Origin of the sequence: Streptomyces sp. NPDC006997 (assembly GCF_040635175.1) — a bacterium.
Taxonomy (GTDB): Bacteria; Actinomycetota; Actinomycetes; order Streptomycetales; family Streptomycetaceae; genus Streptomyces.
The window spans coordinates 102,501-121,334 of the sequence record NZ_JBEYHH010000002.1 but is presented as its reverse complement, the minus strand read 5'-3'; the positions used below and the strand labels follow the sequence as shown (position 1 = coordinate 121,334).

General features: G+C 67.5%; 18 protein-coding genes and 1 pseudogene. 7 read left to right on the top strand and 12 right to left on the bottom strand.

The features are described from left to right. Positions 1 to 57: 57 nt before the first annotated feature. Positions 58 to 741 (bottom strand): DUF6308 family protein, encoded by a 684-nt coding sequence (locus ABZ659_RS02185; RefSeq protein WP_360212473.1) that lies wholly within the window; start codon positions 739 to 741, stop codon positions 58 to 60. 113 nt (positions 742 to 854) lie between these two features. Between ABZ659_RS02185 and ABZ659_RS02180 the strand changes: the two are divergent. Then, positions 855 to 994: pseudogene (locus ABZ659_RS02180) on the top strand (IS1380 family transposase); the annotation flags it as partial. Positions 995 to 1,004: 10 nt separating this feature from the next. Here ABZ659_RS02180 and ABZ659_RS02175 read toward each other — a convergent pair. After that, positions 1,005 to 1,496, bottom strand: a complete 492-nt coding sequence (locus ABZ659_RS02175; RefSeq protein WP_186780321.1) for an HNH endonuclease — start codon at positions 1,494 to 1,496, stop codon at positions 1,005 to 1,007. Further along, a complete protein-coding gene (locus tag ABZ659_RS02170) occupies positions 1,493 to 2,473 on the bottom strand; it encodes a hypothetical protein (RefSeq protein ID WP_360212471.1) in 981 nt (326 codons plus the stop codon). The genes ABZ659_RS02175 and ABZ659_RS02170 overlap by 4 nt, the downstream gene beginning before the upstream one ends. Before the next feature lie 171 nt (positions 2,474 to 2,644). Between ABZ659_RS02170 and ABZ659_RS02165 the strand changes: the two genes are divergently transcribed. Continuing rightward, entirely contained in the window at positions 2,645 to 2,872 is a 228-nt protein-coding gene (locus ABZ659_RS02165; protein WP_360212469.1) for a hypothetical protein, read from the top strand. A gap of 132 nt (positions 2,873 to 3,004) precedes the next feature. Here ABZ659_RS02165 and ABZ659_RS02160 read toward each other — a convergent pair whose 3' ends face one another. The 7 genes from ABZ659_RS02160 to ABZ659_RS02130 all read right to left on the bottom strand — a co-directional run bounded on the left by ABZ659_RS02160 (position 3,005) and on the right by ABZ659_RS02130 (position 10,584). Beyond that, positions 3,005 to 3,721: a DUF4839 domain-containing protein gene (locus tag ABZ659_RS02160; protein WP_360212467.1), complete on the bottom strand. Its 717-nt coding sequence runs from the start codon at positions 3,719 to 3,721 to the stop codon at positions 3,005 to 3,007. Positions 3,722 to 4,057: 336 nt separating this feature from the next. Then, on the bottom strand, positions 4,058 to 5,017 hold the full coding sequence (locus ABZ659_RS02155; RefSeq protein ID WP_234353216.1) for a tyrosine-type recombinase/integrase: 960 nt from the start codon (positions 5,015 to 5,017) through the stop codon (positions 4,058 to 4,060). Between the two features lie 185 nt (positions 5,018 to 5,202). Beyond that, positions 5,203 to 5,409, bottom strand: a complete 207-nt coding sequence (locus ABZ659_RS02150) for a helix-turn-helix domain-containing protein (protein WP_079080635.1) — start codon at positions 5,407 to 5,409, stop codon at positions 5,203 to 5,205. 1,069 nt (positions 5,410 to 6,478) lie between these two features. Then, a complete protein-coding gene (locus ABZ659_RS02145; protein WP_360212464.1) occupies positions 6,479 to 7,195 on the bottom strand; it encodes a haloacid dehalogenase-like hydrolase in 717 nt (238 codons plus the stop codon). Continuing rightward, positions 7,192 to 8,691 (bottom strand): helix-turn-helix transcriptional regulator, encoded by a 1,500-nt coding sequence (locus tag ABZ659_RS02140; protein ID WP_360212816.1) that lies wholly within the window; start codon positions 8,689 to 8,691, stop codon positions 7,192 to 7,194. Before ABZ659_RS02140 ends, ABZ659_RS02145 begins: the two co-directional genes overlap by 4 nt. A 261-nt stretch (positions 8,692 to 8,952) precedes the next feature. After that, a complete protein-coding gene (locus ABZ659_RS02135) occupies positions 8,953 to 10,134 on the bottom strand; it encodes a helix-turn-helix domain-containing protein (RefSeq protein ID WP_360212462.1) in 1,182 nt (393 codons plus the stop codon). A 6-nt stretch (positions 10,135 to 10,140) separates the two neighbouring features. Then, entirely contained in the window at positions 10,141 to 10,584 is a 444-nt protein-coding gene (locus ABZ659_RS02130; protein WP_360212460.1) for an NUDIX hydrolase, read from the bottom strand. A 168-nt stretch (positions 10,585 to 10,752) separates the two neighbouring features. Here ABZ659_RS02130 and ABZ659_RS02125 point away from each other — a divergent pair, with 168 nt between their 5' ends. Both ABZ659_RS02125 and ABZ659_RS02120 read left to right on the top strand, forming a co-directional pair. Then, positions 10,753 to 11,526: a TauD/TfdA family dioxygenase gene (locus ABZ659_RS02125; protein WP_100458276.1), complete on the top strand. Its 774-nt coding sequence runs from the start codon at positions 10,753 to 10,755 to the stop codon at positions 11,524 to 11,526. Positions 11,527 to 11,754: 228 nt separating this feature from the next. Then, positions 11,755 to 12,291 (top strand): ATP-binding protein, encoded by a 537-nt coding sequence (locus tag ABZ659_RS02120; RefSeq protein WP_360212458.1) that lies wholly within the window; start codon positions 11,755 to 11,757, stop codon positions 12,289 to 12,291. Between the two features lie 194 nt (positions 12,292 to 12,485). Here ABZ659_RS02120 and ABZ659_RS02115 read toward each other — a convergent pair whose 3' ends face one another. After that, a complete protein-coding gene (locus ABZ659_RS02115; protein ID WP_100458275.1) occupies positions 12,486 to 12,968 on the bottom strand; it encodes an SAM-dependent methyltransferase in 483 nt (160 codons plus the stop codon). Positions 12,969 to 13,040: 72 nt separating this feature from the next. Continuing rightward, positions 13,041 to 14,429, bottom strand: coding sequence for a Tat pathway signal protein (locus ABZ659_RS02110; protein WP_174720323.1), 1,389 nt, complete (start codon positions 14,427 to 14,429; stop codon positions 13,041 to 13,043). A gap of 189 nt (positions 14,430 to 14,618) precedes the next feature. Between ABZ659_RS02110 and ABZ659_RS02105 the strand changes: the two genes are divergently transcribed. From ABZ659_RS02105 to ABZ659_RS02095, 3 genes are all read left to right on the top strand, one after another. Beyond that, entirely contained in the window at positions 14,619 to 15,104 is a 486-nt protein-coding gene (locus ABZ659_RS02105) for a DUF6415 family natural product biosynthesis protein (RefSeq protein WP_360212455.1), read from the top strand. Positions 15,105 to 15,338: 234 nt separating this feature from the next. Next, complete coding sequence (locus ABZ659_RS02100; RefSeq protein WP_360212453.1) at positions 15,339 to 17,240, top strand: glycoside hydrolase family 15 protein; 1,902 nt, start codon at positions 15,339 to 15,341, stop codon at positions 17,238 to 17,240. Between the two features lie 26 nt (positions 17,241 to 17,266). After that, positions 17,267 to 18,781: an ATP-binding protein gene (locus ABZ659_RS02095; RefSeq protein ID WP_360212451.1), complete on the top strand. Its 1,515-nt coding sequence runs from the start codon at positions 17,267 to 17,269 to the stop codon at positions 18,779 to 18,781. Positions 18,782 to 18,834 lie beyond the last annotated feature (53 nt).

The following is an 18,834-nucleotide window of genomic DNA, read 5'->3' as shown; positions in this document are numbered from 1 at the left end:
CCGGCGCTGGTGGATTGTCCGGGCACCCGATCAACATGCGAAGGCGGGGACGGAAGGTCAGTCTGGGACGCCCCCGCAGTCCTTCTCCTTATGGCCTGCCACATGGCTCATCCACAGCACTACGTCACAGATCCGCAGTGCCGAAACCGTCTCCGGGACACCAACGCCATCCCGCAACGAGTGCAGCTGCTCATGCAGAGCATTGCCATCGGCAGCAAGCGCTGCCCTCAGCGACAGCCAGAAGGACTCCGGGTGTCCGACTACACAGCGCACCACCTGGTCGTAGACCGGCAGAAGGCGCGGACGCTTGCGGGCCAGAAGCTTGTTAGTCGTCACCCAGCCAAGCCCCTTCTCACCTTTGAGGAGGTGCCAGGCCCGGTCGGCTGGAGAACCGGGTTCCAGCAGAGTAGGTTCTGCGTTCGCCATGTCTGTATCGGCAGGTATTTGGCGAAGTAGGGCTGAAATCTTCCCGGCGAGGTGGCCCTCCAACAAGGCGAGCGCTGCCGGGGGCGGCACCTGAACGGAAAGCGTCTGAACGGCGATCAAGTCTGCTGCAGTGACAACGTTGGCGATGTCGGCTCGGTCACCCCCACCGTCCAGGTGCTCGAAACGGGAACCCGTAAGGGAAGGCGTGACGACGCCATCGACCACATCGAGGCCAAAATAGCGCTCCAGGTCGGCCGCCGCGTCCGCAGTGGACAGCAGTGCGCGCAATCGCTCAGCGAAGCTGACAGATGCCATGTCAACTCTCCTTGCGTAAATTCGGTGCTGGAATGACATTTGAGGGTAACGGGCGACACCGACAACTCCACGGCCCTCGAGTTGCACTTTGCTCACCTGGACAGCTGCGGGCGCTGCGGCCCGGGAACGCCGGCTCCAACACCACGGCCGACACATCGAGACCGCCCGGATCATCCTGGACCAACTACCGAAGACCTACCGGCGCGGACGCCGGACACTCATCCGCACCGACTCCGGAGGCGACATCCATGACGGGCCTTGAGTCAACGCCCTTCGATCACAGACCGGAGGTCGTGGGGGTGCTTGGCGTTCTTGCTGCTGTTGCAGCGGCGATGCGCGGCACGCATGTTGCTGTAGACGTGATGGCCGCCCAGGGCGAGCGGCATGTGGTGGTCTACGGTTGCGGCCTGCGGATCGAAGCGGTCGACGAACCGTGGTATTTCACCGCCGCATAGTTCGCATCGCCAGCCCGCTGCCTCGATGATCTCAAGTGGGTCCACGTCTTCGAAATAGGCGCCGGCAAGGGCTCTATAGGCGGCAGTGGACCGGAAGCTGGCTATGCGTGTGGCCGGTGAGCTGTTGATGAACGCCGGCACCGGCTCGCTCAGGTCTGGACGACATGAGTCACCGCAGTACTCCTCCTCGGAGGACGGATTGAGTTCAGCCGAACAGCCAGCGCACTGGCGGCTGAACCAAGATTCCTGCGCCTTGGCTGCCAGATGCTTGTGGAGCCGTTGCAGAAAGGGACGGTTCACAGTTCTGCTCCGTCCGGCCCATAGACGGGATGCCGCCCGCAGTCGCAACTGCGGGCGCGGCGCAGACTGATGCCGAATTGGCTCGGGCGCGGGATCCTGATCGCCACGCCGTCGATGCCTTTGAGGAGTACGCAGGTATCTCCGAAGACGTTGACGAGCTGCTGCAGCACTGTCTGGGCCGTCTCCTCCGACACTGCGGGGGTAAGAACCACCATGCGCTTGCTCTGCACTCTGTAACCAATCCCGTGCAATGCTTCGGCGACCTGGTCGCCGACCAGCTGGAGATAGTCCACTTCACACATCTGCTGGAGCTTTCCACCGGGCAGCGCGCTCGCGGCCTCCACGGTCTCTTCGCGGATGCGCCGCTCCCGGTCGATTGCCTGCCGAGCGGTGTCAGGGGCATCAAGGATGTCAGCAGCCATGCTGGTGGAGAAACGTTCGCTCGGCTCACGCGCAACGGTGACATACACGTCTGTCAGGTGCGCGGCCCTGCTCTGTGTCTTTGTGCGAGCTGTGGAGGCGGCGACCCGCGCGAGCCTGGTGGCTGCCTGCCGCAAAATTCTCTGCTCTTCCCGAGCCAGCTCGTTCGTGTTCACCCTGAATCTCGTCCGTAGCCTGGACAACGCCTCCGCGTCGAGTCCGACGGAGTGTGCTGCCTCAGCTTCCAACTGGTCGAGCAGCGCTTGTTCCTCACTCAAGGACGGCGGTGTCGGCTCGGACTTGGCAGCGGCAACGTGCGTCGGTGCGACCCACAGAGGCATGGCCCACTTCTGCCGTTTCCGGGTACGGTCGATGAAGAAGCCGAGCTCCTCACCCCCTACGGCCTGTGTGGTCTCTTCTTCGGCGATGGTGAGCAGCCCGGAGCTCGCTGCCTTTTCCAGACGTGTCACCCGAGCCTTGAGTGTCTTGACTCGCTCCATGCTGAGAGCGATGGGAACTAGCCCTCGCAGTGAGTGGAACGGCAGCTCGTCGAACATGGTCCGACGACCACCTTCGTGAGGTTCTACCGTGCGGCGCCGGGCCACCCTTGACAGCTCGTTGCCAGCGTGCAACAGGAAGGTGAGCGAGACACGGGCGGCTTCCTCGTGAGGGTCCACCTCATGCGTGTGAGGCAATGCTTTGACCAGCTGACTCAGACGATCGGCCTCGTGCAGCAGGTAAGCGAGTACGCCTCCCGGGCCTTGCCGCACGGGAGCTACGCGGAGCTTGAGACGGAAGTCGCTGTCTATGCCCTGAAGGCAACCAGCGAGAACTTCGCGTATCCGACTGTTCGTCGAAACAGCATCTCGATCAACTCCGTCGCGCTCGTCGCTCAGCAGCCGTACGGCTTCAGCAAGCGCGGCAAACAGGGGCCTTGTGGTGCTCTTCATGGTTGACACGGCCCGATACTCCCAGACCAACTAATGCGACGCGTGTGAGGTGGCGGAGTTCGAGGAGCCAGACACGGTCGTAGTCGGCAATCTGCCGGAACCTGTCCCTCCTCCATGATGGGAAGGCTGCCCTTTCGGCTACCGGGTCTCCGTCGAGACTGGGGCGAGGCGGAAGACACACTGGACCGTGTTGAACTCGATCACCTCGGCGACGAAGCGGAACTTGTCGCCAACGGCAACAGTGGCAGGGACCTGCTTGCCGGTCAGGTGCAGATTGCCGGTGTTGACGTCCTCATACTTAAAGTTCGGGCCGTCCGTCGTCTGCGGCCCCCTGTCGCCCGGGCCGAGAAGAAAGTCGTAGCGGGTCCGGTCATCCGCGTGGGCCGCCATGTGCCTGATTGACCCGTCGAAGGCGACCGTTTGCCCCGCGCGCTTGGTGGCGAAGTTCACGTTCGCTCCGCCACACGGATCCGCCTTCAACAATGTCGCGAACTCGGGGCTGTTCTGCGCCGTGATCACCTCAGCGGTGGTCGGGGCGTCTGCGGGCGGCGTAGCGGAAGACTTCTCACTGGCGGCCGGCGAACTGGCTGACGCGCCCTTCTCCTCGTCGCCGTCGCCAAGTGCAACGCCTGTGCCGATGATGGCGGCCAAGACCACGAGGGCGGCGGCCCCCGCCCCGATCAGACGCCAAGGCAGTGGCCTCTTCGGCCGACGAAAGTTGAGGGTGGTGCGAAGTCTGCCTGGGAGCTGTTCCACGAGCTCCCATCCGTCCTTCTGCATCTTCGAGATCACCAAACCGTCGGTGCCCCGAACGGTCTGCACGGCCTTGTACTCGTACTTGATCTCATCGGCCATGCGGCTCTCTGCCCCCTGAAGCGAACTGGTCATACCGACTGGGCGCGAGCATAGATGACTCCGCGGGAGACGAACGTCGCCTTCGGCCCCTGCTCTCCCGCTCGGCCGGGTCGCTCGCTGCCGCGCCTGAGCGGCGCGGCTCGGTTGCGGGTGCGGGGCATAGAGACGACGTCGATGCCTACGCCTATCCGTGGCCGTTCGGCGCTGTCGGCCTCAGGGTGCTCCCCCACGATGAGCCGCCCGACTCGAAGTCGCGATCGTGAGCGTGATCGTGTCCATGTTCCGCTCGCAACCGGCTTCGCCCCTGTCCAAGCAGGACAGGGGCTAAGGAACCGTTTATGCGGCGATCGTGAGCGGGGTTTCCATCCGTTCCCAGGCCCCGAGGACGGCCTTGTGCGCATCCGGCTGCAGGTGGGCGTAGCGCTGGGTGGTCTGGAAGCTCTCATGGCCAAGGAGGTGTTGGACCTCGTAGAGGGAGACCCCTTTCTGGACCAGCCATGAGGCGCAGGTGTGGCGCATGGAGTGGGGCGGGTAGTGCGGGACGAGTTGCTGCTCGCCGTCGTCATCGAAGTAGCGGGCTCCCTCGATGGCTGGCCACCAGGTCTGTCGGCGCCAGTTACCGTCGTCGAGAAGCCGTCCGGACCGGCCCTTGGTGACGGTGGTGAACACCACGGAGTCCCGGTCGAGCCGGTATATGTGACGCTCAAGTGCTTCAAGGACATGGGCCGGGAGTGGGACCTCCCGGCGGCTCCTGGAGCTCTTGGGATACTCCTTGATGCCCCGCTTGGTGTTGACCTCGACCACGAAGAGGCGCGAGCGACGCTGGTCGATGCGGTGACGGTGAAGGCCGGAAAGTTCGCCCCATCGCAGTCCTGTATAGACGCCCAGTAGGCACATCGTCTTCCAGGGGGCGGCAAGCTCGTCGAGGATGCTCTGCGCCTGGTCGGTCGTAAACCACTGCGGCGGCTTGACGGCGATCTGAGGCAGGTCGATGCGGCGGCACGGGCTCAACGCGATCACATCGTCATCCACGGCCGCGCGCATGATGGACGAGGTCAGGTTGTACGCCCGCTTGATCGCGGCGGCGCCCACGCCCTTCTCCACCAGGGAGCGGATCCAGCTCTGGACGTCCATGCGAGTAACGGCCCGCATCTCCCAATCCGCCCAGTGGGGCATGACGTGGTTTTTGATGGTGGAGGCGTCGCCGCGCAGGGTGCGGGGCTCAACGATGCGGGCATCCCACCAGCGATCGTGCCACTCACGGAAGGTGATTTCGCCGGCGCGTGGGTCGCGCATGCCTCCGCGGGCGGACTGTGTCTCCATCTCGGTGCCCCAGGCGCGGGCTTGCGCCTTGAGGGGGAACGACTCGCTGTACCGGCCTCCTGCCCGGTTGCGTACGGTTACTTGCCAGTTGCCGGACTTCAACTTGCGGAGGTACAGGTTCTACTCCTTGCTCGACTACGGGGCTGCCGTGATCGGGATCAGCGGCGTGTCGTCGGCATGACAACGGCGCGACGGCTGAGGAACTCGTCCAAGCTGGCCGCTGGGACCCGCACACGGGAGCGGCCTGGCCCGGTGCGGAGGTCGACGACAGGCAGGTCGCCGGCTGCGATGAAGCGATAGACGGTCCGACGGTCGACGTCCAGGGCAGCGGCGACGGTGGGTATGGACAGCAGGCGTGCGGGCATAGCGGGGGCCTCGAAGTACTGGGGGAAGGGCTGGGCATCCGGCGAGACGGCTATCAGAACGTCGGCCGGTGTAAGGGGCGGTCAGTCAACCCTGTCAGGGCAAGCAGAGCTCGAACCTGCTCCTCGGAATACAGCCACTCTTCTTCCATGACTTCGACCGACATACTTTTGAACTCCTTGCGGGAACGACGGAACACGCCCGGCAGATCAGCGGGTAGTTCAATGGTCTGGAGAAACGCCGGTTTGGCTAACCGGCGATCGTCGGCTATGTTGCGCCCGGCTCGATGCCCTCGCCCCCCCCTGACGCACACGCGTGAAAGCGGCGCGTAGTCGCGCTGCTGCGGACTGTTCTAGGTTTGCTTGCTTCGACGCGTCATTCCAGTCAAATGCGCCCTCAATGTGTCTGCCGTCGGCGAATCAGCACAATCCAGCACCGCGTTGGGGTACTGCCAGCTTCACCAGCGCTGGGCAGTGAGGAGCTGTCTGCCGTGGGCGAATGTCACTCCCGGCTCGGCTGGAAACCCTCCCGGGTGTTCTTCGAGCACGCGGAGCCCGCCCTCGCTTTCGGCCGAGCCGGACGGATGTCCGTGCACGACATCACCAGCTATGACTGTCTGCCGGACCGCCCACGAAGCCCGCTTCGGTTACAAGAACAAGCACTTCCCGTGCTGGACACGGGGCGTCAAGCCGGGCTCGGCGTCCGTTAACCGCCTGCCGCGCAGCGCTCCCGACGGGGACTGCGCCTCGACCGGGTCCGCCAGACGATCGTGATCCCCCGGCAAATCCTTCTGCCTGAACAGACCGTCCGAAAAGCCAGGATGTGCGAAACCGGAGCGGCTGCGCTCTACTTGGCCCCCGGAATACTCGGTGTTCCCGGCGGCGCGACATCACTGCTCGCGAGCTCCTCAACGCCGCAGCGAGTTTCCCCTGTGTGGACGCGTGTGCCGGTCACAGCGATGAGGAAGCGTGCTGCTTGCCTCACCAATGATTGGCCGGTCACGAAGGAAGGACCGTGGCTCGACTGGCGCGACAACACGGTCCGCAGGGAACCACCCCGGTCAGATGAGACCTAGAGAGCCTCGTCCTGGTCGATGAGGCGGAGCAGGGAGGTGGTGGAGGTGAGGTCGGCCAGAACGTGTTGTGCACCTGCAGCGCGTAGTTGCTGTTCGGTGGTGGTGCCCGAGGCGACCGCGATCACCCTGGCGCCTCCTTCCAAGCCGGTTCGCACGTCTTCCAGCGAGTCACCTACGATCACGGTGTTGTCCCGGTTAAACGAGTAGCCATGCTTCGCGGTAGCCCGCTCTTGTGCGATGCGTACGAGAGCCGGGCGGTGAGGGTCGTCGGACGCGTAGCCGCCGATGGTGGTGTCGAGGTGGTCGATGAGGCCCAGCGCGGACAGCTTGGTCTCGGCGCTGCCCCGTAGGTTTCCGGTGACGACGGTTGGGATCAGGTGCTCCGCCTGCTGGACCGCGGCGAGCGCGTCCATGGCGCCCGGCATGATGACCCCGTCGTTGAACAGCAGCTCCCGGTGGCCGGCGAGGCGTTCGGGGAGTTCGTCGACGATGCGGGCTGCGAACGTCTCCACGTCCTGTTCGGGTACCTGGTTGGCGCGTAGAAGTTCACGGACGGCCAGGGGCATAGTGACTCCGGTCCCCCGGGCCGGCAGGGCTATCGGGGAACGGCCGACGACGCTGGTGAAGGTCTCCTTGTAGACACGTCGGTCGATGTCACCGGTGTAGACGAGAGTGCGGTCGATGTCCCACAGGACCAGGATCGTGCGCTTCATGCGGCGCGTTCCTCCATGACGGCCTGACCACGCTCCAAAAGCTCCCGGGCGGAAGTCGCCGAGGAGTAGCGGCGGGCCTCGGCGAGCATCGTGTCTAGGTTGTCGTCCAAGCGTGCGGAGCGGACTCCGGAGACGAGAGCGAGGACTTCGTGTCCGGTGGCAGATCCGGCGTCGACGTCGCCGGCGCGCATCTGGGCGGTGGCGGCGCGGGAGAGGAACTGGGCGCGGGTGCGGATCTCGTCCGGGCTGAAGGCGTTGCGGGCGTCGGCGAACGCCTGGGCGGCCTGGTTGGGGCGGCCGAGGTCGAGCAAGCAGCTGCCGGTCTGACCCATGATCTCGCCGGGGTTGATCCAGTAGAGCCAGTGTGGGTCGTCCTCTCCGCGTCCGCGGGCGCACAGTGCCTGTGCTTCTTCCAGGGCAGTGCGAGCCTGGCAGTCTTCGCGTAGACGGGCGTGCCCGCGGGCCTGACGGGTGAGGAGCATCGCGTTCAGGGCGGGCGCATCTTGGTCGGCAATCACCTGGCGGGCGGTGCGCGCGGCGGTGACTGCGTCGCGGGGGTCGCCGGCGGAGTAGCCGTGGATGGCGATGAAGGACAGCGCCCCGGCCCGGAGCCTGCTGTCGCCGCTGGCATGAGCGGCGCGGAGGGCTCCGACGAGGAGGTTGTGGGCGACGGTGTGGGCGCCGCTGTCGAAGTGGTACCAGCCGGTCTGGATGGCGGTGTCCGCGGTCACCGCTGCGAGGCGCTTCCCGGTCGCCTCGTTGAAGTCCCCTTCTTTCAGGAACCGGAGGAGGACCTTGAGGTGCGCTGTGGCTGCTCGGGCGAGATTACCGCTGCCATGACTGGCGTCGGCTTGGCGCAGAGCGTCAGTAGTGGATTGCAGGCTGGTGAGGAGCTGCTCGGAGACGCTGATTCCGTTCCGCGCGGTGGAGGCGACGGCCTCGGGAGGGGCGACGGCTGCTTGCAGGATGTACTGCGTGAGGCCGGCCCCGCCCAGGGCGATCACGCTGCGACGGTTCAATCCGGTCATGGCTCCTCCGACTGCTGCTTCCAGTGACGTCACCATACGAGCCGCCGTCCATGGCAGAGCCGGGTCGATGACCTCGACAAGTCGCTGCGATTCGGCCTGCGCGAAGGGGGCGAGGAGGAGCGGGCGAAGGTCGGCGGGAAGCCCCAGTCCGGTCAGGAGGTCGATGATCGTCTCGCGGCCGTTGACCTGTTTGAGGCCGCGCTCCAGGTCCGAGATGAAGCCCTGAGTGAGTCCGGTCAGCTCCCGTACGACCTTCTGCGAAAGCCCGGAGCGGCGGCGGACCAGACGTACAACCGTCCCGAAATCCCAGGCAGCAAGGGCCCTGTGCACTTCCTCGTCGCGCCAGGCCCGGTCCGGGATCGTCGGTGTCGCATCGGTCCGGGCGCAGGTGGAACAGCGTGTCTCCGGGTTGTACCGGCTGATCGGCAGTCCGCACCGCACGCACGTGCGCCCTGGTCCCCCTGACATGGTCACCTCGGCTCTCCTTCTCGCGATCCAGCTCGCCCCAGCCGTGAGAACCAGGCTAGGTGGAGATCGATATCGCTGCAGCGATATCGCCACAGCGATGCCCTCGAAGCCGACGCGGCTTCAAACTCATGACACTGCACCGGCCACTCAGCGTCCAACTGCGCTGGTGGCAAGCCGTTTTGAACCGCCGGCTCGGAGAGGAGACGCCCGATGGGAACAGGACACCTGGCTGTGTACCCGTCACATGGCACCTGCCCTCGGCTATGCCGCGATCTCCGTGCGGAGCTGGGCCAGGGCACAGGTGGCGGCGTCATGGATATCGGGGAGCCTGCCAACGGTGGTGCGCTGGACGCGCTGGAGCTGGTGCGGAAGGCGCTGGGCCTGTGCTTCCCGTACAGCCGCGGCCAGAAGCTGGGTAGCACCATGACTGTCGCCGGCGAGAAGGCGGACGCGGCCCGTGGTGATGAGTTCGATGACACGCCACTGGGGTGCGACCGCGATGGTTGGGGCGGGCGGAGCCGCCTCAGCATGCCGTATCGCATCGCGGGTGCGGCCGGTGGAGATAAGGCCCCGAAGATGGATCTCGTAGAGAGCACTGGGGTTGACGAGGCTGGTGTGCTCGACCATGTCAAGGAGCTGGTGGGCCTCACGGACGGCTTGGTCGAACAGCACCGCATTGCCGAGGGCACCGGCAGCACGGGCCAAAAGCGGCAGCACCGCGGCTCGCTGCTCGGTGCCGGGTGCGGTGACCGCAGCCTGGTTGAGCCGGTCGACGGCCGCGCCGAGCAGGCCGGCCTTGCGCAGCTCGTTGCCGTGCATGCGCAGAGCGGTGGTAGTCAAAGCCCGGTCATCGAAGGCGCGCACCACGTCCAGGCTCTTGGCGGTCCAGAGCGCGGCGGTGGCCAGCCGTTCCTCGGGCAGCACGTTTCCCAGAGCCGTCCCGAGACTCAGCCGGGCGTGCGCAAGGAGCCGAAGGACACCTCGTTCGGTGCTCCCGTCCCGGGCGCGGGCTTCCAAGCGAGCCACAAGCGGCCACAGTTCGGCGACGGCCTCGGCCGCTCGCCCGCACTGGCGGGCGACTTCGGCGAGCCGCACGGTGGAGGTGCCGAACTGGATCATCGCCCGGTGGTCGGTGTCGGCCGGATCGGTGACGCCCAGGACATGCGCGGGCAAAGCGAGTCGCTCGGCGACGTGACGCAAGCTCCCGACATCGCTCAGATGCCGTTTGCCCAGTTCCAGGGCCGAGATGTAGGTCTTGTCATAGCCCAGGAGCTCACCGGTCTCCAACTGGCTGGTGCCGTGGACGTGCCGGTAGTACTTCAGGATCGAAGCAAGGTCGCGCGTAGCGAGGACGGCCTGAGCCTCCGGCGTCGCCCAGCGCCAGGAGACCAGCCGCGACGACCGGCGCGTGGCCGGCCCGGAAACAGGAGTGAAGGCGTCCATGCCGGGTCACCTTCCGGGGTGGTCGTACCAGGCCGCGATCGACTGCTTGTAGCCCTCGGGCATGGTCAGGCCATCGACCTCGTGCCGGTCGAAGAGCCCGATCTCCTTGTGCTCGTGGCTCAGGACCGGCACACGGTCTGGGGACAGGACCGTGCAGCCGTAGGTGACGATCAGGACCCGACGGTCGGGGATCGGCTCGTAGATCCAGGTCCCGCCGTCGAGCAAAGGCCCGGCCTTCACCATCCAGCCGCTCTCCTCCGCCACCTCGCGCTCCAGCGCCGCACCGGGACTCACGTCGGCCGGCGCCGACCCATTACCTGCGGGGCCGATCTCCAGTCGGCCGCCCGGCAGTTCCCACTCGCCGCGCTCGTTGTGCAGCAGCAACACGCGTTCGCGGGCATCGAGAGCAACACCCTTGACGGACACCGGCCACAACGACGGCTTGTACATGGGCTGTCCCTGAGTCGTGAGGGCGGGCATGTCCTCCGGAACGTAGCACCCGTCCGCAAGACGAAGTCGGGCTTGCCGCCTTTGTCCGGGTCGACAGTTTGTCGCTTTACGCCGCCCGCTATTCGTCCGGACGCTGGACGTCCAGCCCGATTTCAGAGGAGCACGTCGATGACGACCCGTTCGCTCACCCTGTTCGAGGCACACGTCACGCCCCTCGTCGGCGGTTTCGGCCGAACCTCCGCCGTGATGGAACTCCTGCGGGCGCGGGGTGTCGCCACCGTCGAGGGACTGGACACCCGGGCCAAGGTTCTCGCCTTCGCCCAGCAGGTGATGACGCTGGTACCGCACCCCGACAGCGACCCGGATGCGCTGACCACTATCCGTGACAGAGGCGCCGCCTCCCGACGCCCCGGGCTGGCGGGGCTGGGCACCGGGGAACTCCTCGCGCATACCGAGCGCTCCAGTCTTCCCCGTCCGCCCCGTCTGATGCTCCTGGTCTGCCAGCAGCCCGCCGCGTCCGGTGGAGACGTGCTCCTGACCGACGGCCGCGCCCTGCACGCCCTCCTCATGGAACGCGCGCCCCGGGCTTTGGAAGTGATGGCCGTGCCCGGTACCGCCTTCTACGGCGACGGCGGCGGACACCCCTCTCGGATCTTCACCCGCCACCGAGGCGAGCGGGTCTCCATCCGCTTGCGCCAGGACGCCCTCGCCGCGTTCAGCCCCCTCCTCACCCCCCACCTGCCCCACCTCCGCACGGCGATCGAAGCGCTCCAGCAGCGCGTCACTCTCGACGCCGGCCAGGGCTATCTGATCGACAACAGCCGCTGGCTCCACGCCCGCACCGGCTTCTCCGGCGACCGTGTGTGTCTGCGGGCCCTGGGCGACCCCCGCACCCCGATACCCCCAGGCTTCCCGTCTCAGATCCACTGGCCCGCGCCGTGACTAACGGGCCCGTCGGCGCCTAACGGCCGAACGCTGCCGTGGAGCGACCCGCACGACACGGTCTCGCCGCAGGTGCAGTCCCCGGCCGCCCTGCTCAGTCCAAAACCGCCTGGAGGAGCGCGACGTGACTTTCGACGTCGACCAGCTCACCCGGTGCCGGTCGAGAAACGCCTTCACGCACAGATGGTGACCGGATTTGTGCCTTGTCGGGACCGCTTAGGGGAGCTGATGAACGTGCATTTCTCCGACGCCGCTCTTCAGCGGCCGGACGAAGTTCTTGACGTGGCGGTTCACAACCTCGTGGGTCCCCATCCCAGTGCCCCCGTCGAAACCGTGCCGATCGCGGATCGGAGGCGTGCCTTCGAGATTGTGGCGGTGTACCCGGCGGAGGTGGCAGCAGTCTCGCGGGGCCGGCGCGAACTTCACGAGTTGATGCTGCTAACGGGACTGGCGGCCATCGCGGACGCAGTTGCTCTGGGAGCCCATGAGCTGATGGCGAATGCAGTGACCCACGGGTGCCGTCACCAGGCGGTGAAGGCGTTCACGCTGAAGGTCACCCACTCCAGCGGACGTCTCCGGACCGAAGTGCAGGACCCCTCCGGCAGACAGCCTTTCCAGAGCCTACCGAGCGACGAGTGTGAGGGAGGCCGGGGCCTGCTCCTGGTCGACGCGTTGGCCGCGAACTGGGGAGTCCGACCTGGCCCGGGCGGGGGCAAGACGGTCTGGATGGAGCTGGACGTCCCCGGTGAAGGGACTACGTCGTGAACCTCCTCAGCCGTGGCGCTCGCACAGCCGCCTGGTCCGTTCTGCCGGTACCGGCCGGAGGCTTTGACCGAATTCCCGTTCGGGGAGCGGAGTATCAGCGAGGACGGCCGACTACTTGGTGCGCCCCTCTCATCTCTGCGAGCGGGGCCCTCATGAGCGCTGCCGCGAGCGACAGATCACTACGGCAGGTCGGCTTACGGACGCTCCGAGACATCCAGCCAGTACGTGGCAAGCATTTCGGCCGGCCAGGCTGGCTGATGAACCGGTCCTCGGGGCCCCATCTGGGTGAAGTACGGCGCTATGTCGAGGACGGGAGTGCCGTCTACAGCGTCCAGGTCGGTGACGACGAGGTCCCGGCCGTCCGTCTTGAGCAGTCGCGGATAGCTGATCGCCAGTTGGTTGGGGCGCCGGTGGTTGCGGTGGACGAAGGTTCCGGTCGCCGGCCAGATCGGGTTTCCCCTTGGGCTGCGGGCGTGGAGCTGCACGTCTTCGGGACGCGCCAGGTGGAAGCGCCAGGTCACCGTGAGGTGGGAAAACTCCTCAATGCCCTGCAGCGTTTCGAGCGGGAACGCGTCGTTCAGTCGGATGATCGATTCCACTCCGCCCTGGTAGTCGTCTTGGACGCGGGTGTGGCCCCCTACGACCGTTGCGATCGATCCGACCTCGTACGTCGCCATCGGCGCTCGTTCCTCTCCCATGAAGTCGCGTGTGCAGCAACCGCCAGCCACACCTGCGGACCTGCCCTATGGTCAGCCTATGGCGCGCAGCATTTCCCGTGCCCGGCGGTCCAATTCAACAACGTGGCGGCCTCCGCGTTGCCGGACGGGCGACAGGTCGCTCTGCATGCGGACGATGACGTCGCGAGCGCGGCCGGACTGGACGCCGACCATGGCATCGAGAGCTTGTCCCCAGGTACCGCATGCCTCGTCGAGACGCCCTTGCTGGACCTGGACGGCGCCCAGGTAGCCGAGTGTCACGCTGTGGGTGCGGGCGTACTGCTGCCGGCGGCGGGTGCGGACGCTGCGCTGGAAATGGATCTCCGCCTCGACGGGGTTGCCCAGGTCGCGCAGGGCGCAGGCAGTTTCGTGGGCGAGAGAGGCTTCCTGGAAGAAGCCGACGCGGTCGGGGGCGTCCTCGTTGTCGGCGCGGGCGAGGTCCCGCTCTGCTCGGCTGATGGCCGCGAGGGTGCCGGGCCTGTCGCCGTCGGCGGCCAGGGCGCGGGCGTGGACGATGGAGAGCAGGGCCTTCTCGCGCGAGCTGGCCTGGCCGTAGTGAGTGCGGGCCATGGAGGCATCGGCCAGGTCGAGGGCCCTGCGTGGGTGTCCGAGGTCGACTGCCTGGTGGGCGAGGGCGCGCAGGATGTGGCCGCCCAGTGGTCCGTCTCCGGCTTCGGCCGCTATGCGGGCGGCGAGGGTGAGGTAGCGCTGGGCGGTGCGGTGCTCCGAGGCGTCGAACGCCATCCAGCCGGCGATGTAGGTCATCTCTGCCACGGCCGAGTACGTGTCCCGTCGGTGCCGTTCCGTTCGAAACCTGCTGCCCAGCAGGGGCACCGCTTCGTCGCGAAGGTGGCCGGCCAGAGCCGAGCGCCCAGAGGCTCCACCACGCTGCTGGTCCCGTGCGGAGTAGAAGGCTGTCAGGTTGCGGACGTCATCGATGTCGGCCTGGGTCACCAACCGTGGGGAGACTGCTGGGCGCGATGCTGCAGCGGCTGGGGCGGTCGTCCACCACGAACTCGCGGGCAGAGTGAGGCCGGCGGCCGAGTACGCGGCGGTCGCCAGCAGCTTGCGTCGGTGCATGTCCAGGTCGTCGCTTCCCAGCTCGGCCAGCACGGTCAGAGGGTCGACGCTCCAGTCGGAACTGCTGTCGGGCGAGCCTGTCGGCCCGTCTTCCAGCCCGAGGTCAGCGAGGGTGAGGGGGCGACTGAGCCTGCGGGACAGCGTCTCACGCAGGATATGAGGCGCTCGTCCGCTGGGCTTGGTGCCCTGGACCCACATGGCGATGTGCGAGCGCGAGATGGCCTCCAATTCGCGAGCACCGCTCTCCGCGGCGACACGAGCCACCGCGGCGGCTGCTTGGGGCTGGGACCAGCCCGCTTCGCGCAGGAGTGCGGCGAGGGCGACGTTTCGCTCACGGGCCATGGGCTGCCCCTCAGGTCCGAAATGATCTTTGACGCCTTTGACGGCCTTGCGGGCCGCACAGGCATACCCCCCAGCGGGGATTCGCGGTTCGCTCAACGTAGCGGCCGGATCACTCACCATGCACGCCGACCGACTGTGGTGCACGGCGTCTCTCACTCAATTTGGCTTGATTCACATAGGAGTTGTGTCATGCGTCTCTCGCTGGCCCCTCGCCGGGCGTTCTGCCAGCGCAGTGGTCAGGGCCGGAGACTCGGTGATCCGGGTGCCGGGCGTGACCAAGCGGTGTCCGCGACGGAGACGGTGACGCTCGTGCTGGGCGAGGACTCCCCGGTGCCCGAGACCGCCGCCGATGTGGAGGACCTCGTCCTGCGGCTGCGAGGGCACGTCAACCAGCTCGGAACCCTGATGCCTTCGCAGGAGCCGGCCTTGCTCCGTGCGCAGCAACTCTGCTCGGTCGGGCTCCCGGAGGGGTATCTGCCCAGCCGGGTGCACCTCGTCAGACTCGCCGAGGCCACGCAGGAACTCATCGCGAAGATCCGGCTGGACGACGTCGGAGTGAGTCGACCGGCACGGAGGTTGGCCCGATGGACGCCGCAGATCAACGTGCTGCGCGGTGCGGTCTTCGCCGTCGCCCTCACCTGCCTGGTGTGGGCCGCTTCGGTGCCCCGGACATGACCCTCACCGGAGCGCTCCTCATCGGACTGATCCTCGTCGCGATGGCGTGGCTGGTGTGCCGAGGCACTCGTGCGACTGGCCTCGATCCCGCAGACAGGGCCTCTACACCACCTCCGAGCGAGCCTGCGTCCCCGCGCTGACCGCTGACTCCTTGACTCCCGGCCTGTCCCCGGCCGCTTCGGCGGCCCCGATAACACCCCCAGACCAGCGGGGCTTAACGGAGATCCACACACGATGAAACGCCTTCCGCGTATCGAGCAGTACGGCCTGATCGGCGACACACAGACCAGCGCCCACGTCTGCGACGACGGCACGATCGACTGGCTTTGTCTGCCCCGCTTCGACTCACCGGCCGTGTTTGCCGGTCTGCTCGGCACACAGAAGCACGGCACCTGGCAGATCGCCCCGGCTTCGTCCGCAGGCGGGTCCGGCTCCGGAAGAGTGGCTGAACGCCGGTACCGAGGTGACTCGCTCGTTCTCGAATCGCTGTGGCGCACCCCGACTGGTTCGGTCCGGGTCCTGGATTTCATGCCGCCGCGCGACGGGGCCCCACAGGTGATCCGGATCGCTGAGGGCCTGACTGGCGAAGTGGAGATGGTCTCGGCCATGCGTCCTCGGCCGGGGTACGGCAGCGTCAGCCCGTGGAACCACGAGGTCGGTGGGCGCATGGTCGCGGAGGCCGGCGCGGACGCTCTGTGGCTCGACACCTGCGTCCCGCAGTTGGAGAAGGACGGTGTGGTCGTCAGCGCCTTCGCCATCAGCGCCGGGCAGAGCGTGGCGTTTGTGCTCAGCTGGTGCCCGTCCCACGCCCCCGCACCGGACGTTCCCGACCCGGAGGCCGCGCTCGCCGAGACGCTCGCCTTCTGGCAGGACTGGACGCAGGAGAGCACCTACGACGGGCCCTACCGCGAGGCCGTGGTCCGGTCCTCGATCACGCTGAAGGCCATGACCTACGGGCCGAGCGGCGGGATCGTCGCGGCGCCGACCACGTCGCTGCCCGAAGAGATCGGCGGCGACCGGAACTGGGACTACCGCTTCACCTGGCTGCGCGACGCAGCCACGACGCTTGCCGCGCTGCTGGGGACCGGATACCGGAAGGAGGCACAGGCATGGCGGCGATGGCTGCTGCGCGCTGTGGCCGGGGACCCGGAGAACCTGCAGATCATGTACGGGATCACCGGGGAGCGTGACCTGCGGGAGCGGGAGCTTCCCTGGCTTCCCGGGTACGAGGGATCGGCTCCGGTACGGGTCGGGAACGGGGCGGCGAACCAGCTGCAGCTCGACGTGTACGGCGAGGTCATCGACACCCTGTACCTCGCGCACCAGAGCGGAGTCGCCCACTGCGCCGACACCGCGGTCCTGCACCAGCGGCTCATCGAGCACCTGGTCCAGCGCTGGCGGGAGCCCGACGAGGGCATCTGGGAGATCCGCGGGGCCCGCCGGCACTTCGTCCATTCCAAGGTGATGGCCTGGGTGGCGGTCGACCGCACCATCCGCCTGGCCGAGGCCGGCGCGCTCGACATGGACGTGGCCCCGCTGGTCGAGCTGCGGGCGGCGATCCACCGGGAGGTCTGTGACAAGGGCTTCGACCCGGTGCGCAACACCTTCACCCAGTCCTACGGCTCGCAGGAGCTGGACGCTGCCACGCTACTCATCCCCCGCACCGGCTTTCTGCCGCCCGACGACCCGCGCGTCATCGGCACCGTGGATGCGGTCCGTCGTGAACTCTCCACGGAGGACGGGCTCGTGTACCGGTACCCGACCTGCGGTGAGGACGTCGGGGTGGACGGCTTGACCGGCGACGAGGGCGCCTTCTTCCTGTGCAACTTCTGGCTCGTCGACGGCCTCGCCCTGACCGGCCGCCCCGACGAGGCCCGTGCCTTGTTCGAACGCCTCCTGGCTCTGCGCAACGACCTCGGGCTCCTGGCGGAGGAGTACGACCCCGTCCAGCAGCGCCAGCTCGGCAACTTCCCGCAGGCGTTCAGCCACATGGGCCTGATCCAAAGCGCCCTGCTCCTTCAGCAGATGGCGGCGCAGTCCTCCCCCCGCCACGCCGCGCTCGCGGTCCCCGCACCCCGCTCAACCTCCCGCAGCACGCGCCAGTCCACCGCCGACCTGACGCCGCAGCACGCATAGCCACCCCACCCCTGACGAGGATTCCCATGCCTGACAGCGCCTTGACGGCACGGCCGGCCGCGACCGGCCACCGCAGACGGCGGCCCCCGGTCGACGCGACCACGCTGTACCTCGCCCGTCGCGCCGTGGCACTGCCCCTGGCACTCCTAGCCGCGCTGCTGCTCGCCGCCTTCGCTCTCCGGTCGGGGTCCGTCGTAGGCCCCGGCTGGGTCCTGGCCGGCCTGGTCTGCGGACTGGCGGCGGTCGTCGCGGTGGCGGCACACGGAACGCGCACCGTGGCCAGTGCCGTGCGGTCGGCAGTGGAGGAGTCCCAGTCAGCAGCGCTGACAGCGGTCACAGGGGCAGCGGCAGCCGTTGAGAAGTCGGTGCAGTGGTCGGCGGACGAGCTGTGCCGCGGAAAACGTCCAGCGTTGCCGGACCCGCACACCGCGCAGTCGCCCACTGCGAACGCCGGGATCGACAACGCGCTGAGTGCCCTCCAGGCGCAGGCCATCATGTCGCTGATCCGCGTGCACGACGAGTCCCAGTCCGTGGTCCTCCTGGAAGTGCTTCGCCGCCTGGCCATGCGCGAGCACGCCCTGGTCAGCAAGGCACTCCAGGCACTGAGCCAGCTGGAGATGCTGACCGACGACCCGGAACTGCTGGCCAAGATCTTCGAGATCGATCACCTCGTGACGCGGATGCGCCGGCAGGTCGAGAGCACGGCGGTCCTGGGCGGGCAGTCCCTGCGCAGCGTGCGCCGGCCCGTTCCCGTCACGACGGCCCTGCGTGGCGCTGTCTCCGAGGTTGTGCAGTATCCGCGGGTGGCCGTCGCGGCCGGATCCGTGGGCGCCGAGCTGGGGTTGCCCGGCCATGTGGGGCCGGACCTGACGCACCTGCTGGCCGAGCTGATCGAGAACGCCTGCGAGTGCTCGGATCCAGCGACGCGGGTGATGGTGCGCGCGCAGCGGGTGCCACACGGGCTGGCCATCGAGGTCGAGGACCGCGCCATTCCCATGCACCCGCAGACGCGGGCACAGATGAACGACCTGCTCAAAGCCCCGGATGAGGTCGACGTCAGCGGCCAGGTCCGGGCCGGACAGCTCGGCCTGCTGGTCGCCGCGAAGATCGCCCAGTCACACGGGTTGTCCGTCCTCCTGCAGGAGAACGCGACGGGAGGCACCACCGCCCTGGTCGTCATACCGGCACGGCTCCTGGTAGCCATTCCATCGGTCGAGGACGCTGGTGCGCCGCAGCCCGAGGAAGCTCGCATGTCCGGGCAGCAGCCGCATCAGGTGGCCGCGGCTCCTGCCGCCCCAGGGGTGGGGCAGGTCGCACGCCCCGGCGCCGCTGGGGCATCGACCTCGGCGGGTCATTCGGCCGACGCGCCCGCTCTTCCCACGCGCACGCGTCGGTCGGAACCTTTCCGTCCACCACAGGAGCGGGAGCAAGCCCCCGTGTCCGCGGCGACGCCAGGGCTCGCAGCCGCCTTCCGCAGCGGCCTCCAGGCCGGCGGCACCGCCAGTCCCCCTCCCGCCTCGACAGAACACCCCACCCCCTGACCCGCTTCTTCCGCGTTGTCGGCGGCCCAGTACACCCACTGGCCCTTCCCCCC

Excerpts from the sequence above, each read along its gene's own strand:
- ABZ659_RS02185 (WP_360212473.1), bottom strand. The coding sequence starts at position 741 with ATGGCATCTGTCAGCTTCGCTGAGCGATTGCGCGCACTGCTGTCCACT.
- ABZ659_RS02170 (WP_360212471.1), bottom strand. The coding sequence starts at position 2,473 with ATGTTCGACGAGCTGCCGTTCCACTCACTGCGAGGGCTAGTTCCCATC.
- ABZ659_RS02160 (WP_360212467.1), bottom strand. The coding sequence starts at position 3,721 with ATGGCCGATGAGATCAAGTACGAGTACAAGGCCGTGCAGACCGTTCGG.
- ABZ659_RS02155 (WP_234353216.1), bottom strand. The coding sequence starts at position 5,017 with ATGCGCGACCCACGCGCCGGCGAAATCACCTTCCGTGAGTGGCACGAT.
- ABZ659_RS02150 (WP_079080635.1), bottom strand. The coding sequence starts at position 5,409 with ATGCCCGCACGCCTGCTGTCCATACCCACCGTCGCCGCTGCCCTGGAC.
- ABZ659_RS02145 (WP_360212464.1), bottom strand. The coding sequence starts at position 7,195 with ATGAAGCGCACGATCCTGGTCCTGTGGGACATCGACCGCACTCTCGTC.
- ABZ659_RS02140 (WP_360212816.1), bottom strand. The coding sequence starts at position 8,691 with ATGTCAGGGGGACCAGGGCGCACGTGCGTGCGGTGCGGACTGCCGATC.
- ABZ659_RS02135 (WP_360212462.1), bottom strand. The coding sequence starts at position 10,134 with ATGGACGCCTTCACTCCTGTTTCCGGGCCGGCCACGCGCCGGTCGTCG.
- ABZ659_RS02130 (WP_360212460.1), bottom strand. The coding sequence starts at position 10,584 with ATGTACAAGCCGTCGTTGTGGCCGGTGTCCGTCAAGGGTGTTGCTCTC.
- ABZ659_RS02125 (WP_100458276.1), top strand. The coding sequence starts at position 10,753 with ATGACGACCCGTTCGCTCACCCTGTTCGAGGCACACGTCACGCCCCTC.
- ABZ659_RS02120 (WP_360212458.1), top strand. The coding sequence starts at position 11,755 with ATGAACGTGCATTTCTCCGACGCCGCTCTTCAGCGGCCGGACGAAGTT.
- ABZ659_RS02115 (WP_100458275.1), bottom strand. The coding sequence starts at position 12,968 with ATGGCGACGTACGAGGTCGGATCGATCGCAACGGTCGTAGGGGGCCAC.
- ABZ659_RS02110 (WP_174720323.1), bottom strand. The coding sequence starts at position 14,429 with ATGGCCCGTGAGCGAAACGTCGCCCTCGCCGCACTCCTGCGCGAAGCG.
- ABZ659_RS02105 (WP_360212455.1), top strand. The coding sequence starts at position 14,619 with ATGCGTCTCTCGCTGGCCCCTCGCCGGGCGTTCTGCCAGCGCAGTGGT.
- ABZ659_RS02100 (WP_360212453.1), top strand. The coding sequence starts at position 15,339 with ATGAAACGCCTTCCGCGTATCGAGCAGTACGGCCTGATCGGCGACACA.
- ABZ659_RS02095 (WP_360212451.1), top strand. The coding sequence starts at position 17,267 with ATGCCTGACAGCGCCTTGACGGCACGGCCGGCCGCGACCGGCCACCGC.